At 48.8% G+C, this 17,408-nt stretch carries 13 protein-coding genes and 1 tRNA gene; 3 read left to right on the top strand and 11 right to left on the bottom strand.

Annotation, left to right across the window (positions count from 1 at the left end):
- Positions 1–139: 139 nt before the first annotated feature.
- Both C7W93_RS14035 and folD read right to left on the bottom strand, forming a co-directional pair.
- On the bottom strand, positions 140–2,230 hold the full coding sequence (locus C7W93_RS14035; RefSeq protein ID WP_108440826.1) for a M3 family metallopeptidase: 2,091 nt from the start codon (positions 2,228–2,230) through the stop codon (positions 140–142).
- 4 nt (positions 2,231–2,234) lie between these two features.
- On the bottom strand, positions 2,235–3,098 hold the full coding sequence (folD, locus tag C7W93_RS14030) for a bifunctional methylenetetrahydrofolate dehydrogenase/methenyltetrahydrofolate cyclohydrolase FolD (protein ID WP_108440825.1): 864 nt from the start codon (positions 3,096–3,098) through the stop codon (positions 2,235–2,237).
- Between the two features lie 442 nt (positions 3,099–3,540).
- On the opposite strand from folD, the gene gshA reads away from it, so the two are divergent.
- From gshA to C7W93_RS14015, 3 genes are all read left to right on the top strand, one after another.
- Entirely contained in the window at positions 3,541–5,127 is a 1,587-nt protein-coding gene (gene gshA / locus C7W93_RS14025) for a glutamate--cysteine ligase (RefSeq protein ID WP_108440824.1), read from the top strand.
- Between the two features lie 174 nt (positions 5,128–5,301).
- The gene (locus C7W93_RS14020) at positions 5,302–5,793 is read left to right on the top strand and encodes a MarR family winged helix-turn-helix transcriptional regulator (RefSeq protein ID WP_108442119.1); all 492 of its coding nucleotides are present in this window, start codon (positions 5,302–5,304) and stop codon (positions 5,791–5,793) included.
- A 211-nt stretch (positions 5,794–6,004) separates the two neighbouring features.
- On the top strand, positions 6,005–6,430 hold the full coding sequence (locus C7W93_RS14015) for an organic hydroperoxide resistance protein (protein ID WP_108440823.1): 426 nt from the start codon (positions 6,005–6,007) through the stop codon (positions 6,428–6,430).
- A gap of 211 nt (positions 6,431–6,641) precedes the next feature.
- Here the strand turns inward: C7W93_RS14015 and C7W93_RS14010 are convergent.
- The 9 genes from C7W93_RS14010 to C7W93_RS13970 form a co-directional block, all read right to left on the bottom strand.
- Positions 6,642–6,720: transfer RNA gene (locus C7W93_RS14010), tRNA-Ile, on the bottom strand.
- A gap of 146 nt (positions 6,721–6,866) precedes the next feature.
- Complete coding sequence (rpoD, locus tag C7W93_RS14005) at positions 6,867–9,110, bottom strand: RNA polymerase sigma factor RpoD (protein WP_370446497.1); 2,244 nt, start codon at positions 9,108–9,110, stop codon at positions 6,867–6,869.
- Positions 9,111–9,782: 672 nt separating this feature from the next.
- On the bottom strand, positions 9,783–11,579 hold the full coding sequence (gene dnaG / locus C7W93_RS14000) for a DNA primase (protein ID WP_108440821.1): 1,797 nt from the start codon (positions 11,577–11,579) through the stop codon (positions 9,783–9,785).
- Between the two features lie 11 nt (positions 11,580–11,590).
- Positions 11,591–12,043 (bottom strand): GatB/YqeY domain-containing protein, encoded by a 453-nt coding sequence (locus C7W93_RS13995; RefSeq protein ID WP_108440820.1) that lies wholly within the window; start codon positions 12,041–12,043, stop codon positions 11,591–11,593.
- Between the two features lie 227 nt (positions 12,044–12,270).
- A complete protein-coding gene (rpsU, locus tag C7W93_RS13990; protein ID WP_005665410.1) occupies positions 12,271–12,483 on the bottom strand; it encodes a 30S ribosomal protein S21 in 213 nt (70 codons plus the stop codon).
- 112 nt (positions 12,484–12,595) lie between these two features.
- Positions 12,596–13,507, bottom strand: a complete 912-nt coding sequence (locus C7W93_RS13985) for a Wzz/FepE/Etk N-terminal domain-containing protein (protein WP_108440819.1) — start codon at positions 13,505–13,507, stop codon at positions 12,596–12,598.
- 92 nt (positions 13,508–13,599) lie between these two features.
- Positions 13,600–14,796 (bottom strand): NAD(P)/FAD-dependent oxidoreductase, encoded by a 1,197-nt coding sequence (locus C7W93_RS13980; protein WP_108440818.1) that lies wholly within the window; start codon positions 14,794–14,796, stop codon positions 13,600–13,602.
- Positions 14,797–14,849: 53 nt separating this feature from the next.
- Positions 14,850–16,037: a YbdK family carboxylate-amine ligase gene (locus tag C7W93_RS13975; RefSeq protein WP_108440817.1), complete on the bottom strand. Its 1,188-nt coding sequence runs from the start codon at positions 16,035–16,037 to the stop codon at positions 14,850–14,852.
- Positions 16,038–16,139: 102 nt separating this feature from the next.
- A complete protein-coding gene (locus tag C7W93_RS13970) occupies positions 16,140–17,351 on the bottom strand; it encodes a cation:proton antiporter (protein ID WP_108440816.1) in 1,212 nt (403 codons plus the stop codon).
- Positions 17,352–17,408 lie beyond the last annotated feature (57 nt).

Below are 17,408 nucleotides of genomic sequence, written 5' to 3'. Positions count from 1 at the left end.
CATGGTCACTAAAATGCTGCTAATAATCAAGATATCGGCGGGGTGCAAACAGGATACGCCGTGCGATCTTATTTGTGGCCGCACGGCATACTCTTATTTACCTAAATATCCCCTTTGGCGTTACCAATTACCCTCGTGATCAGGCTGCCATACCGCTGTGGCGCAGCAATGCATCAATATTAGGCTCGCGTCCACGGAAAGCTTTGAATGATTCCAATGCCGGGCGTGAGCCGCCAACTGCCAGGATTTCGCGTTGAAATTTGCTGCCAGTCTCGGCCGATACTACATTACCGCCATCGGCGATCTCTTCGAAGGCGCTATAGGCATCGGCAGACAATACTTCGGCCCATTTATAGCTGTAATAGCCTGCCGCGTAACCGCCCGCAAAAATATGCGAGAAGGAATGCTGAAAGCGATTGAATGGCGGCGGCGTCAAGACGGAGATTTGGGCGCGAACCTGATTGATCAGTTCTTGCACTGTTTGCGTGCCATACGCATCGTATTTGTCGTGCAGATGCATATCTACGAGCGAAAACTCTACTTGACGCAGAGTTTGCAGGCCAGACTGAAAGTTTTTGGCAGCCGTCATTTTATCGAACAGTGCACGCGGTAAAGGCTGACCGGATGTCGCTTCGGCGGTCATGTTTTGCAGCACATCCCACTCCCAGCAGAAATTTTCCATGAATTGTGAGGGTAATTCAACCGCATCCCATTCGACGCCAGAAATGCCGGATACGCCGATTTCATCGACTTGCGTCAACATGTGATGCAGGCCATGGCCAAATTCGTGGAAGAGTGTGATGACTTCGTCGTGCGTAAATAACGCAGGTTTGACTTTTCCATCGACAAGGGCAGGGGCCGAGAAATTACAGGTCAGATAGGCAATCGGCGTTTGAATAGCATCGCTATTTTCCAGACGTCGACGAGCGCGTGCATCGTCCATCCATGCGCCGCCGCGTTTGCCTTTGCGCGCATACAGATCGAGATAAAACTGACCTAATAGTTTGCCTTCTTTTTCAATCTTAAAAAACTTTACATCAGGATGCCAGACAGGGGCCGCATCAATGCTGATGTCGACTGAAAATAACTTCTGCACCAGCGCAAATAAACCCTGGACGACTTTTGGCTCAGGAAAATATTGTTTTACTTCTTGCTCAGAAAAAGCATAGCGTTGCTCGCGTAATTTTTCAGATGCGTATGTGCTATCCCAGGCTTCCAATGATGCAATACCCAACTGGTCTTTGGCGAAGCTGCGCAATTCGGTTAAATCTTTTTCGGCGAAGGGACGCGCGCGCTGGCCCAGATCTTCCAGAAAGTCGATGACTTCTTGTGGGGTTTGCGCCATTTTCGGTACTAACGACAGTTCTGCGTAATTCTTCAAGCCTAACAATCTAGCTTCTTCGTTCCGCAGTTTCAGGATATCGACAATATTTTGCGTGTTATCCCAATCTGCTTTGCTGCCAAGTTCAGATGCTTTGGTAGCATTGGCGCGATAGATTTTCTCACGCAGGTCGCGATTGTCGGCGTATTGCAGAATGGGGAAATAGGATGGGAAATGCAGCGTAAATTTATAGCCTTCTTTGGCATCTTGCTGTGCCGCTGCCCGAGCGACCTGTTTGGCGTCATCCGGTAAGCCTGCCAGTTCGGCTTCGTCGGTAATGAATAAAGCGTAGTCGTTAGTAGCGTCCAGCACGTTTTCAGAAAATTTGGTGGTCAGCGCGCCGTATTTTTCTTGAATATTGGCGAAACGAGCTTTGTCTGCGTCGGCCAATTCAGCGCCGCCTAGACGGAAGTCGCGCACGGCGTTGTTGATAATTTTCTGACGCGCTGGCGATAAATCGGCAAATTCGGCGCCAGACTTAAGGGCTTTGTATTTTTCGAATAGTGCTAGATTTTGGGACAGCGAGGTCCAGAATTCGATCAATTTTGGCTGATTTTCATTGTAAGCAGCGCGCAATTCCGGGCTATCCATTACCGCGTTCAGATGCCCCACAATGCCCCATGCACGTCCGAGTTTTTCAGTGGCGTTTTCGAGCGGCGTCACAAAAGAAGCCCAGGTCACCGCGGCGTCCGGCGCTTCCAGCTGCTTCACGACGACGGTCGCCTGCTCAAGCAAATAGGCAATCGCGGGCGTGACGTGTTGCGGCTGAATTTTGTCAAAACAGGCTAGGCCGGAAAAATCCAATAGAGGATTATCTTGTGGAAGCAATGTTGCGGAAATGGAGGTCATGAATTTAGGTTCTTTCTGCGGCTTCAATCGTATTGACCAGAAGCATGGTGATGGTCATCGGCCCGACGCCGCCTGGCACCGGGGTGATATAACCCGCAACTTCTTTGACGTTGGCAAAGTCCACGTCGCCACACAGTTTGCCTTCGTCATCGCGATTCATGCCGACATCGATGACGACAGCGCCCGGTTTGACCATGTCAGCGGTGACAATATTGCGCTTGCCAGTGGCAACGACCAGAATGTCTGCTTGACGCGTGTGGTGACCGAGATCGCGGGTCTTGGAATTACAGATGGTGACTGTCGCGCCAGCTTGCAAGAGCAACATGGATTGCGGTTTGCCGACAATGTTCGATGCACCGACCACCACTGCATGCGCGCCACGCACTGGAAAATTGATCGACTCAAGCATTTTCATCACGCCGTAGGGTGTGCAAGGGCGGAATAGCGGTTGCCCGGTCATCAGCAGACCGGCATTGCTGATATGGAAGCCGTCTACGTCTTTTTCGGCGGCAATCGCTTCAATGACTTTATTAGCGTCAATATGCGCAGGCAAAGGCAATTGCACCAATATTCCGTTGATTTTTGGATCGTGATTCAGGGCGTCAATGCGGGCTAGCAAGTCTGACTCAGTCAGATCGGCATCGTATTTTTCTAATACTGAATAGAGACCGTTATCTTCGCAAGCCTTGACCTTATTGCGGACGTAAACCTGCGATGCCGGGCTGTCTCCGACCAGAATTACGGCCAGGCCAGGACGCTTACCTTGCGCGGTGAGCGCAGCGGCGCGGATGGCGACATCGGCGCGTAATTGTTGCGAGAGAAGATTGCCGTTAATGAGTTGTGCTGATGAAGTTGATTGAGCTGACATAGTGGGGAAGGGTGCAAAAGCAAATTAAAACAAGATTATAAAGCTTCGACAGGCTTGAAAGTCTGTTGGACTGCGATTCCTTGTCCTTGGCAGCCCTCTAAATAGAGGTTGTACTGCGATTTTGTTGTCATATAGTTTTGATTAGGTGCATATCAAAAAACGATCAAATGCATCGAATAAACGACATTTTGGCGGTTATTTATAAAAATAAATTCTGCGTTTAAACCTGAAATACCTATCCTACCTAATCAATCTTTGCTTTTGAGGAGCGCTATGGATGGTTTGATTCGTTTGGGGGTTTGTTGATGGATGACGATGGCGTTCTGTCCGCCGACGCACTTTTGTATTTTCGGCTATTCTCGCGTACTACAGCAGTACCTGCATCCTATCGACGCGAAAAAAAACAATAGGCACGAGGGACAAAATTGAAAGGAATATCGAATTGACTGATTATTACACCCGTCGTCTGGCGCTACTCGGACAAGATGAGCATCGTGCTTTATTGACTAAAGGCTTGCGTGGAATCGAGCGTGAAACATTACGTGTCAAGCCTGACGGTAAATTGGCGTTAACGCCCCATCCGCCGTCCTTAGGTTCCGCATTGATGCAGCCGCAGATCACGACTGATTACTCGGAATCGTTGCTAGAGTTCATCACACCGGCCGAAAACGACATCGCGACCGTGATGACTGAACTTGATACCATCCATCGCTTTGTGTATACCCAGTTGGGCGATGAAATGCTGTGGAGTGATTCGATGCCATGCGAATTGCCAGACGAGGAACAGATTCCGATTGCCTGGTACGGCACGTCGCACATTGGCACCTTAAAGCACGTTTATCGGCGCGGTCTAGCCTTGCGCTACGGCAAGCGGATGCAGTGCATCGCTGGCATTCATTACAATTTTTCTCTGTCTGAAGCCGTTTGGCCGCTGTTACAACAAGTGGCGGGCGATCCTTGCACGGCAAGATCTTTTCAGTCCGATGGCTATATTGCGCTAATCCGCAATTTTCGTCGGTACAGCTGGTTGCTAATGTATTTGTTTGGAGCTTCCCCGGCACTTTCTAAAAACTTTTTGGCTGGGCGTCCACATAGTCTGGAAACGTTAGACGATGACACGCTTTATCTGCCGTATGCCACCAGTTTGCGGATGAGCGATTTGGGCTATCAGAGCAAAGCGCAGGCAAATCTGACGCCGCATTACAACAATCTTGACAGCTACATCAAGAGTTTGTCGCGCGCAGTTAGCCAATCGTATCCTCCCTACGAAGAAATCGGCACTCACCGCGATGGTGAATGGATCCAAATTAACACTAATATTCTGCAGATCGAAAATGAGTATTACTCCACTATTCGACCTAAGCGCGTCATTAATAGTGGCGAACGACCGATACAGGCCTTGTCCGCGCGTGGAGTGCAGTACATTGAAGTCCGTTGCATGGATATCGATCCATTTGAGCCGACTGGGATCAGCCTCGAAACTGGCCGCTTTCTGGATGCCTTCTTGCTCTTTTGCGCGCTTGAAGAAAGCCCGTGTACGACCGATGACGAAAGTATCGAAAATGGAGAAAATTTCTCCAAAGTGGTAAAAGAGGGCCGACGCCCTGGATTGGAATTGCAGCATAACGGTGCCCCGATTACCTTGCAGGCATGGGGATTGGCGCTACTTAAAAAAATCGGCGCCGCAGCAGTATTGCTAGATGCTCAGCGTGACGATAATCAACACGCAGATGCACTGGAGCAGCAACGCCGCAAGTTGCAAGCACCTGAACTGACACCATCCGCACGCGTATTGGCCGCAATGCAGGAGCATCAGGAAACATTTGCGCAATTTGCGTTGCGTCAGAGTAACGTACATGCCCAGCAGTTTCGCGCGCGTCCACCTAGCCCGGAGGAGCATGCCTACTTCACCGAAATGGCCGCAAAATCATTAGACGAGCAAGCTCAGATTGAGCGCACCCAAATAGGGGATTTTGATACGTTTGTCGCAGCCTATCGTGCCAGTACTCTGGGAAATATGAGCGTTTGACGTTTGGTAAGGAACGCCCTTCGCGCGATTGATGTAAGAATCGCCTGAGGGGCATTTTATTAGTGTGGTTTTACAAGCTAATTTACGCAGGGTTTGATGAGGGACGATTTTAATTTTTAATACTTGCAATTAAATTGTTTGCAATTTAATTTTGTGCAGTATATTATTCAGGCTATGGAAACGCACAACGCAAATATCATTGATAACGATCTGTCTGACGCGGTATTCGGTCCAGATAGTTTGTTGTTAGATAATCAATTATGTTTTGCGCTATATTCTGCTTCGTTAACCATGACCAAGATTTATAAGCCGTTGTTGCAACAGTTGGGCATTACTTATCCACAGTATTTGGTAATGCTGACATTATGGGAGCGTGATGCAGTCACGGTTTCGGAAGTGGGTGAGCGTTTGTATTTGGATTCGGGCACACTCACGCCGTTGCTAAAGCGGCTTGAGATTGCCGGTTTGGTCCGACGTCAACGGGCCGCCAAGGACGAGCGTCAGGTGATCGTTAGTCTGACTGCAATGGGTGATAGTTTGCGGCACCAAGCGCAAACTATTCCGCAGCAGGTCAGCTGCAGCGCGCAATGTTCGCTGGACGAATTAAAAGCGCTAACAGGCCAGTTGCAGCGTTTGCGTAGAGCAATGGCTAGCAATATTACTTAATTGTGTGAGGTAAGGCAGTAGAGCAATTTGATATTTTTTCTATTAAATTGTGTGCAATTTTATTGTGTAATTTATGACGAATAATCTGCTCAAATATGCGTTGCAGTGTAAGGTAGTTGTTAGTATCCGTATTCTCAGTAAAGCCAGCTGACGAGTTTTAACGGATTTTCTCAAGCGGCCATTTAATGTAATTTATCTAAAGGAAATTATTATGTCAGTCGAAAAAATTCTATTTACAGCTACAGCCACAGCAACTGGTGGACGTGATGGTCGTGCTGTTTCACCAGACGGCATCGTTGACCTAAAATTAACCACTCCGAAAGAACTCGGCGGTGGTGGCGGTAATGGTACTAACCCTGAACAACTGTTTGCAGCAGGCTATTCAGCTTGTTTTATCGGCGCAATGAAATTTGTGGCATCACAAGACAAAATCGCGCTGCCAGCTGACACTTCCATCACTGGCCTAGTAGGTATCGGCCAAATACCGGGTGGCTTTGGTATTGAAGTCGAATTGAAGATTTCGATTCCAGGTATGGATAAAGCCGCGGCACAAACATTGGTCGATAAAGCGCATCATGTATGTCCTTATTCAAACGCAACCCGTGGCAATGTCGACGTCACGCTGACATTGGTTTAAGTTAGATCGAGACTAACTCCCGTCTATTTTCTGAGGCTATGAAGCGATTTGTATTTGGATTGACGGCGGGGCTAAATAAGCAAAAAGCGCGTTACTGTGAAGTAACGCGCTTTTTTTATGGGTACCTACCTAATTTAGGATTAGTAGGTCGCTGACGAAAAAAGAGTTACACGCCTCAGGCCTGTAACTCTTTAAATGTATTACTTAATTCTGGTGGCCCCCCGCAGAGTCGAACTGCGCACCAACGGATTATGAGTCCGCTGCTCTAACCAAGCATGAGCTAGGGGGCCGATTTCCTACTTAAACCGTTTTTGCCACCGGGATTGATCGGCACCATAGTTCTTAAGCGGATCAGCATTGTAGAAGAAATTCCGCTTTGAAAGCAACTATTGTTATAGTTGCTTTGTAATAATATGGTGCAGAAGCAGTCGCTAGCTTAGTTGCCTTCCAGGAAGCTTTTTAGCTTATCGGAGCGCGAAGGATGACGCAGTTTGCGTAATGCCTTAGCTTCTATTTGACGAATACGCTCCCGCGTTACGTCAAACTGCTTACCGACTTCTTCCAGCGTGTGATCAGTCGACATTTCGATGCCGAAACGCATGCGCAGCACTTTAGCTTCGCGTGGCGTCAGGGAATCAAGAATATCTTTGACTACGCCGCGCATGGATGCATGCAATGCTGCGTCAGCCGGTGCCAGTGTATTGTTATCCTCGATGAAATCGCCCAGATGTGAATCGTCATCGTCACCAATCGGTGTTTCCATCGAAATTGGCTCTTTGGCGATCTTCATGATCTTGCGGATCTTGTCTTCAGGCATTTCCATTTTGATCGCCAATGTTGCCGGATCAGGCTCTGCACCTGTTTCCTGCAAAATTTGACGAGAAATACGATTCATTTTATTGATCGTTTCGATCATGTGAACCGGAATTCGGATAGTCCGGGCCTGATCCGCGATTGAGCGGGTGATAGCCTGGCGTATCCACCATGTTGCATAGGTCGAGAATTTATAGCCGCGACGGTATTCAAATTTATCTACCGCCTTCATCAAACCGATGTTGCCTTCTTGAATCAGATCCAGGAATTGCAGGCCACGGTTGGTATATTTCTTGGCGATCGAAATAACCAGACGTAAATTGGCCTCGGTCATTTCACGCTTCGCCATACGTGCTTTTTTCTCGCCAGCACCCATCTTCTTGTTAATGCCGCGTAGATCAGGCAATGGCAAGACGACCCGTAATTGTAGGTCGATCAGACGTTGTTGCAATTCTTTTACTGCAGGTACATTACGGCTCAATACAATGCTGTACGGATGGTTTCCGTTGACTTCGCCGTCAACCCAGTCCAGATTGGTTTCATTGCCAGGAAATACCTTAATGAAATGCAAGCGCGGCATGTCACATTTGTTGACTGCAACGTCCAGAATTTGGCGCTCAATTTTGCGAACTTCATCTACTTGACCGCGCAATGTGTCGCATAATTTCTCAACTACCTTTGCGGTAAAGCGAATGCCGAGCAGTTCGTTTGAGATAATTTCTTGTGCCTTGACGTAAGGCTTAGAGTTATAGCCGTCCTTTTCAAAGGCTTTACGCATTTTGTCGAATTGCGTCGAGATGGTTTCGAACTTGGCCAGCGCATCGCGCTTGAGTTGCTCAAGTTGTTCTGCCGAGAAGCCAGCTGCGCCGGAATTGCTGTTGGCTTCTTCCTCTTCGGCTTCTTCCTCGTCGTCTTCTTCGTCTTCGTCTTCGCTATCGTCGTCAGAACTTGCCGCAACTGTAGTCGCAGTTAAGGCCTCATCCGTTGCGTTTAAATCAACTAAGCCATCAACGATTTCATCAATCTTGATTTCATCTTTTGCGATTTTTTCCGCCGCCAGAATGATTTCGGCGATTGTTGTCGGGCACGCGGAAATCGCCTGGATCATATCCTTCAGGCCATCTTCGATACGCTTCGCAATTTCGATTTCGCCTTCGCGTGTCAGCAACTCGACCGAACCCATTTCACGCATGTACATGCGGACCGGGTCGGTAGTACGGCCGAAGTCGGAATCAACAGTTGACAGTGCGGCTTCAGCGGCAGCTTCAGCTTCATCATCGCTGGTAACAGTTGCCACGTTATCTGACAAAAGCAGCGTTTCTGCATCAGGAGCATGCTCAGAAACCGCAATACCCATGTCGCTAAACGTACCGATGATGCCTTCGATCGCTTCTGGATCGATGATGTTTTCGGGGAGATGATCGTTGATTTCTGAATAAGTAAGGAAACCACGTTCCTTACCCATTTTAATCAGCGTTTTGAGCTTTTGACGGCGCGCCTCAAGTTCTTCCTCAGACGCTTCCGTGTCTGAAGAAAATGCATCTTTCAGCAATGCTTTTTCTTTTGCTTTCCGATCTTTGGCCTTAGCCTTGTCGACAGCTTTAAGCTCAGCACGCTCAACTGCATTCAATGCAGCGATTTCGTCGTTCTCTGGTTGAAATTCTTTTGGCTTGCGACCACGACGGCCCGGCACCTTGACCGAAGGCAAGATGTAGCTGGAGGTGTCAATCGCCGCGAGCGTAGCGGCATCGGTCGTCTGGCTAACGCCTGATCCGATCATCACGCTCATGTCCTTTGGGACAATTGCTTCAGGAACGATGTTTTTAGGCGACTTGACGACTTTGAGTACGGGTTTCTTGTTTGTCACAGGGGCTTTCGATTTCTCAGATACTGGCTTCGCAACAGTTCTTGATGCACTTTTTTTCGTGGGCGTTGCAGCCGCCTTGGAAACTGCCTTGGGAGCAGCGTTGACGGCTACTTTAGGCGCTAGTTTTTTGGTGCCAGACCGAATAATGCTTTGGCCCGGCGATTTTCCTGCCGTATTACTAAGCGACTTGGTAACGGTCGTTTTGGTGGGTTTTACAGTTGAAGAGTGCGCGGCTAACTTTGTCGCTATCGGCTTCACTGTTTTGGTGGAAATTATCAGGGGTTTCGCGGGTTTCTTCATTTGCGTTCGCCATGGAATCATTTACCAAACTGGTTACACTAATCTGCGCAATACCTTATGATGCTTTCGTGACTCTCAATTAAATCGCAACTTACACTCAGACATTTCTCTTGAGCTTCAGTTGCCATCGAGTTGCCAATGGAGCGACCTGCGCGCCATTCCTCAATTTTGTTAATAACACTTCAAAACATTCCAAACTCTACAATTTAGCCCCTATTACATGGGGTTAAGATGTTGAATCTAAAGCCTTTAATTGTAGCATATGGAGATGCTTTTCTCCAATGCAAGAGCCCATCCTCTAGGATGATTTTTGCTGGCTTTTGTTGCTTTTAATGTCAATATTGTGGCGTTCCGACTTGTTCTATCGCACTATTAACGTTGCGCCAACTCCGACTCAGCCTGTCGTCGCAACTGCTCTTGCTGCACGGTTATCTCACGATAGCGATTGCGCGCCTCATCGGTCCCTAATCCTTTTGCTGCCAATTGGGCTAATTCTGCCTTTAATGTCTGCATCTTAGTCTGTCGAATCGCGTCAGCCAATTCCATTCTGGCAGTTTCGATTTCGGATTCTGCTTCTGCTGCAATTTCAGCAATAAGGGACTCGAATTCCGGGCCGCCTTCCCGCAGATGTTCGGCCAAGGAGGCAAAGCTAGCCTGAGCGCCCATGCTTTGACTTGCTTCGATTAACTGCGCCAGCATTTCGGCGCGGTCTGGTGCAAAGTTAGCTACGGCAGCCAATGCGGCTTCGTCCAATTCCGATGTCAGTGCCGGATGGGCAACCATCAGGCGAATAATTTGCCGTTCTAGTCCGACTGGCGCCGGGCGATTGCTGCGTGGCGGTGCTTGTCGAGCGCGTGCAATCGGCTTTGCCAGATCAAACAATGATTCAATTTCTGCCGCCGTTGATTGAGTTAGTTGCGCTAATCCACGCACAATCTGCAATCGTAGCGATGATGGTGGCATGATTTGCAACATTGGCTTGGCATCGAATTGTGCGCGTGCACGGCCTTCCGACGTATTTAAATCGACCTCTGCGGTGACTTCGTTGAGCAAAAATTGTGATAATGGCATCGCATCATGAATTTGACGTTCGAATGCTTCTGCGCCCAATTCGCGAACATAGCTGTCGGGATCATGCTCTTTAGGTAAAAACAAAAATTTGATAATTTTGTTGTCGCTGGCGTGGGGCAGGCAGGCATCTAGCGCTCTTCGCGCAGCCCGTCGTCCCGCGCCGTCGCCATCGAAACTAAAGATAACTTGATCGGTTTGGCGCAATAGTTTGTTTACATGCGTTGGCGTACAAGCAGTGCCCAAAGTGGCCACCGCCTGCGGAAACCCTAATTGCGCCAACGCTACTACGTCCATATAGCCTTCTGTCACCAATACATAACCGGCGTCGCGAATTGCCTGACGTGCCTCAAATAAACCATATAACTCGCTGCCCTTTTGAAATAGGGGTGTTTCTGGAGAATTCAAGTATTTAGGTTCGCCATGATCCATGACCCGCCCCCCAAAACCGATAACCTGGCCTTTGGTATTGCGGATAGGAAACATAATGCGATCACGGAAACGGTCATAGCGTTTGCGGTTGTTACCTTCTTCGTCCGTGCGATCAATGACTAAGCCGGATTCGACTAGCGCAGTGACTTCGTAATCAGGGAAAACGGTACGTAAGCTGTCCCAGTTGTCTATTGAATAACCAAGTCCGAATTTTGCAGCGATTTCGCCGGTCAATCCGCGGCCCTGGAGATATGCCACTGCATTCGGTGCGGAGCGCAAATTTTGTCGGTAGAAGTCGCAGGCGATGGTCATCGCTTCTGACAGGGCGAGGTTTTGCGCCTGATAGGCGGCGCGCTGTGCTGGTGGAATTTTATCGTCATTTTCCGGCACGACCATGCCGACGTTTTGGGCTAGATCTTTGACTGCCTCGACGAAGCCGAGGCCGGAATACTCGATTAAAAATCCAATCGCTGTTCCGTGCGCGCCACAGCCAAAGCAGTGATAAAACTGTTTGGTCGGACTAACTGTAAAACTAGGTGATTTTTCGTTGTGAAACGGACACAAACCCATGAAGTTTGCGCCGCCTTTTTTGAGTTGAACATAGCGGCCCACCACGTCGACGATGTCAACGCGGGTCAGTAAATCCTGAATAAAGGATGGTGGGATCACGCCGGCTTAAATTAAGCGTTTGCTGACAGGGCGATTTTGACCAGCCCGGATACTACGGTCAAATCGGCGCGTCCTGCTAGTTTTGGCTTTAGTATTGCCATCACTTTACCCATGTCTTGCGGACCTTTGGCGCCACTGGCGCTGACCGCTGCGGCAACTTCTGCATGAATTTCTGCGTCAGATAATCCTGCTGGCATGTATGCGGTAAGAATAACGAGTTCCGCTTTTTCGATATCGGCCAGATCCTGGCGATTGCCAGCCTCAAATTGCGTGATCGAGTCTTTGCGTTGTTTGATCATTTTTTCAATGATGGCAAGAACTAGCGTATCGGTTAAGGTAATTCTTTCATCGACTTCTTTTTGCTTCATTGCAGCAGTGATCAGACGAATTGTGTTGAGTTTCGCTGTCTCTCTGGCACGCATCGCGGCCTTCATATCTTCTGTAATTTGCTCTTTGAGGCCCATGTGAATCTCCAGATAAAATCAATATAGGATTTGCGTAAACTGCCCGGCCGCGGAATGCTATCTTGCCGGATCGGCGAAGGATTTATAAGACTAATGAGTCTTTTAATCTCCTTGCCTTGCGGAAGTATTCTGCGTAAGTCGCAGTTAAATGGGAAAACCCGCTGCGGAACAACACCGGAGCGGGTTTGTAATTCTTGTCTTTGCACCGCAACATGTGCGGTGAAGAATCAGTACAGCTTTTTCGGCAATTGCTGGCTGCGGATGCGTTTGTAATGACGCTTCACTGCAGCTGCTAGCTTGCGCTTACGTTCAGCTGTCGGCTTCTCGTAAAACTCGCGTGCGCGCAACTCGGTCAATAGACCTGTTTTTTCGATGGTGCGCTTGAAGCGACGCATGGCGACTTCGAACGGCTCGTTTTCTTTAAGACGAATTGTGGTCATGTAAATTCAAACCATTGTTAAATTGGGAAGAGGGCGATTATAGCAGGCGAAAAGAATAAAGGGAAGTTATCTAACCGCCTGTGTGTAAATGTTAGTGTAAATGTGGCAAAGCTCACACGGTTTTCTTAGTTTTTTTCCAGTCGCGTAGAAGTGCCAGGGCGATGCCCAGTGCTGCGCCTAGCAATACACCGATGGGAAGAAAGACTGAAAGTTTCGGAAAGTAGGGCCGATCTGGCACAAATACAGCATCAATTACCGTAGTTGGGTAGGTATTCGATGGCAGCAATAAATCGGAGAGCAGTGTGCGCTCCGTTGTCAGATCTTGTATTTGTTGCTCCTGCTTTGCCAGTAAGTCTACTGCGACAATATGCGGGGCAAAATGACCGTCCGATTTCGGTTGCCCCATGCTGGCTATTATTCCCTGTAAGCGCGTGCGCTGTGCTTGCGCGTCTGCCATCTGCGTGAGGTTGGCTGCGACCCGCGTATTCACATTTTTTAATATTGGTGCCATGCGCAGATCATGTAGAGCAATTAGGGATCGGGCAACGGCGTTCAAATATTTTTTAGCATCTTGAATGGAGTAGGCTGAAAGGCTTATTTCAATGAAATTGGTGTTTTTGACGACCACTCCTTTAAGGGATTGGCGAAATAACGCCGTGTTTTTGTCAGTGCTTTCATCCAATGGCAATCCTGATGCCGCAAGCGATTTATCTTCCAGATCGCGCTGATTCAGACGTTCCACTGTTTGTGCTGGCGGTTCCACCAACACGGTTTGAATTGAATCTTTGGTGGGGGTAGTCAATGGCATTTGACCGATTTGTAAAGTTGCTGTCGCTCTCCATTTTGACGGAAGAGTGAGCCGTAGTCCCACAGCGACAACTGCGCCCAATGCGATGCATGTTACTACGATTATCCATTGACGTTTAAGCACGCCCCCGAGTTTGGCTAAATCTAGGAACTCTGCTGTTGCATCCGGAGAGGATTTATCGAAGATAAAGCCATTTTTTGATGGTTGGTCTGACATGGTGTATCTCTTTCAAGTGCGGTAACGAATAAATCTCACTGCAACTGTAGCAGTTTGTACAACATCAATATGTTTAAGTTTGTAACGTAAGGTTAAAGCGACAAGCCTGCTGCGGTCGCAGATGCCCAAGCCCATTGAAAGTTGTAGCCACCCAGCCAACCTGTGACATCGACCGCCTCCCCAATAAAGTGTAATCCTGGGACTTTGTTGACCATCATGCTTTGTTGGGATAATTCTCGGGTATCTACTCCGCCTAGAGTAACTTCGGCCTTGCGGTAGCCTTCGGACCCACTTGGTACGATAGCCCAGCGATTGATCGAATCACTCAATTTTTTCAGAATCCGGTCAGGAGTATCCGCGATTCGGGCGGCAGGATCAATGCCATTTGCTTCTAGCAGGCCAAGCGCCAGTCTATTTGGTAGCCATTGAGACAATAAATTACCGAAATTCTTTTTGATGGAGGTTTTGCCCTCTATCAGCGTTTCTGCGATGTCCAGTTCTGGCAATAAATTCAAGCTCAGAGGTTGGCCAGATTGCCAAAAACTCGAAATTTGTAGAATTGCCGGGCCGGATAAACCGCGATGCGTGAACAACAAATCTTCTTTGAAATAGCCGCGTGCCTTCTTCTCTCCGGCCACGACCTCAACAGGCAAGGCGATCCCCGCCAATGGGGCAAAGGGCTGCCATCCATGCGCATCGAATGTCAGGGGCACGAGGCCGGGGGTTGGGGCAATCATCTTTAAGCCAAATTGGTGTGCGATGCGATAAGCGAAATCGGTGGCGCCGATTTTTGGTATCGATAGACCACCTGTGGCAATCACGACGTTATTGGCCAGTATTTCACCTGTACCAGTATCAATTCTGAATAAGTCGCCTTCTTTTCCGATACTGGCCACGCTGCAAGGCATGCGCCAGCTAACGTTACCGAGTGCGCATTCTGCTTTTAGCATGGCAATAATTTGTTCTGCGGAATCGTCGCAAAAGAGCTGACCTTTATGTTTTTCGTGATAATTGATGCGATAACGTTTTACTAAGCTAATAAAATCTTGCGGACTATAACGCGACAGGGCGCTTTTACAAAAATGCGGGTTCTGCGATAAATAGTGTTGGGGGGCCGCTGCAGCATTCGTGAAGTTGCAGCGACCACCGCCAGAAATCCGAATCTTTTCCGCCAGTTTGGTTGCGTGGTCAAGTAAGACCACTTTTTTACCGCGTTGGCCTGCCACTGCTGCGCACATCATGCCAGCGGCCCCTGCGCCGATTACGGCGACATCAAATTGTTTTGCCATTAATTGTTACTTAACCGTTGTTTAAATATTACGTTAAAGCAGATAAAAGAGAGTTATTGAAAGTAAGGTGGAGGTGTTTCCCCCATCCATAATTCCGAGGAAAGTCGCATCATGTCATTCAAAGAGCCGCGTTGCGTGAATGTTTTTCGCAGCCAGTCGGCGTCGCTGAGGCGCGCAGTTGCCATATGACTCAAACGTTTCAGCGTTGATCGTTCGGCGTCATTCTGAGTATAGCGCTCCAGATCTTGCAAATGTTTCAGCAAATGGTCATATATTGATTGTTTGGATGACATCGCCAACGTTTCACCATGTATTGCGTAAGAGCCGTTCAGTCCATAGCGGCTAGCCTCAAAGCGATTGAACTCGTAGAGCAGATAAAAATCATCGCTGATCACAAACGGGCGTTCAGTCAGTATCCAACGTGCCAGCAATTGGGCATAGCATCCTAAATGCGCGGCATGCTCAATGGTCAGCGGGGTATCGCAAACACGAATTTCGACTGTGCCGTATTCCGGCTTGGGGCGAATATCCCAGTAAAAATCTTTCATGCTGTCGATAATGCCCATCTGCAGCAACTCGTCGTAATACCGTTCAAACTCTGTCCAGCGGTGGCTGACCGGGGCCGTGCCGGAAAGTGGAAACGCCCGTACGACGTTACTACGCGAAGATTCGAATTGCGTATCTGCGCCTTGATAAAATGGCGAAGCGGCAGAAAGTGCAATGAAATGGGGCACAAATCTTGAAAAAGCGTGCGTTAAATACATCGCATCGTCGCCGTTAGGCACGCCAATGTGAATATGCTGGCCGAAGACAGTGAAAGACTTGGCTAGATAGCCATATTTTTCATGCAAGTGATTAAAGCGCTCGCTTGGCGTGATGCGTTGCTCGTTCCAGTGCTGAAACGGATGCGCACCGCCGCCGGAAACGTCGATATTGAGATATTGCGCACCCTTATTGAGTGCAGAGCGCAAACCTTTCAACTCTTCAATCAAGGTCGCTACGCTGGTGTGGATGTCAGAATTAAGTTCGATCATTCCCTGCGTTACTTCTAACTTGATTTGTTTTTGCAGCTCGCGTGGCTCAATCCACGTTAGTAAATCGACAGCATCACTCGCCAGGTTGTAATTGCGTCGGTTGACCAGTTGTAGTTCCAGTTCGATGCCCATCGTAAAGGGCGTCGAAGAGGTAAAGGGCAAAATAGCCGGGGTTTCCAGCGTGCTTGTGTCTGCGCTATCAATCATGTTTTCTCCGCTGGCCTGCTGCTGCCAATGATTTGCGGGCTGATGCGAATGGCGCAAGTATTGCTATTTTGCGCACCGGGGGTTTTCGCATCAGTCCGATAGTTAAATTTCGCGTCCGCTCTCACCCGATTTAATTAACGCAAATTGCGTCGCTATCGGTCCGCATAATTCCAGCACGATCAGACAACCGGCCAGTAAGGGCAGGACATCTGCCGTGGTATGAGGATAAAGATAAGAAATAGTCTGCATCAAACCCAGACCTGCCTCGGTCATGGGCAATGTGCCTAAGGTGATCAACGCCGCTTGTTTCCATTTCATCCGCGCAAAATGGGCGAAGGTAAAGACCCCGCACGCCATCGCCAGAAAGCGCGCACCGATTAAGACGACAACCGAGAGGCCCACCATCGACAAGTCCGAGAGGCGGATAGAAGCGCCGACGGTGACAAATAACATGACAATGAATAACTCATTGGCGACCCCGAACTCTAATTCCATCAAATCGTACTGATGGTCGAGATTCTTGGACATGATGGCAAACACCAGCATTGTCAGTAATACCGGTAATTGCAGCGCATGGGCAGCACCAATGGCCAGCGAGATCACAGCGATGACGAGTACGAATTGGCGACTCGGCTGCCGGCCCAGCAGGCGCGCCAATGGGATCATCAGCCGATACGTCACATATGCCAGCAATATCGATCCCACGAGCGAATACGCGGTATGTGCCAGCATTGTGATGAAGGGCGTTGTGCCTTCATGTGCAATGACTGGCAGTAATGCATACGCCACCAGGATCGCGACAAAATTATTTAACGCCGTCATCGCAGCCAACCGTCTCGTCACTTGACCCTCAGCCTTCAAATCCCTGACTACCACCATGATTACAGCCGGTGCCGTTGCGATGGCGAGCACACCACCTAATAATGCGAGCACGGTTGAGGTGCCGATCCATATTAGCGCACCGCTTACAAACACAAAACATAAGGCTGAACTCAGCATCACAGTTGCCAGCAACCATTTTTCGCGGCGCAGCCAACCGATGTCTACGTAACGTCCAAGTTGATACACGACCAGTGCGACCGCAATATCAGCGAAAATATTTGCCAGTTTGAGAACATCGCCGGATAACAGATCCAAGCCGCCGACGCCCAGTATGAAACCGACCACTAAGTAACCGGTAATCCGGGGAACCCAAGGCGTTTTTGTCGCGATATAGCCGCCCAGCAACCCGAATAGCAGCAAGCTGCCAAACAATAACAGTGCATTCCACTGAAGAGGATCTGCTAGGGCAAAGGATGGAAGAGCCCAGTCCATGGATACTCCCTAAGGTTAGTTTTATTGATCTTGCTGTGCTTGCCATAACCGTGCAAC

Source organism: Glaciimonas sp. PCH181 (assembly GCF_003056055.1).
Lineage (GTDB): Bacteria > Pseudomonadota > Gammaproteobacteria > Burkholderiales > Burkholderiaceae_D > Glaciimonas.
The sequence above is the reverse complement of the archived record's forward strand: the minus strand, read 5'-3'. Positions and strand labels throughout refer to the sequence as shown.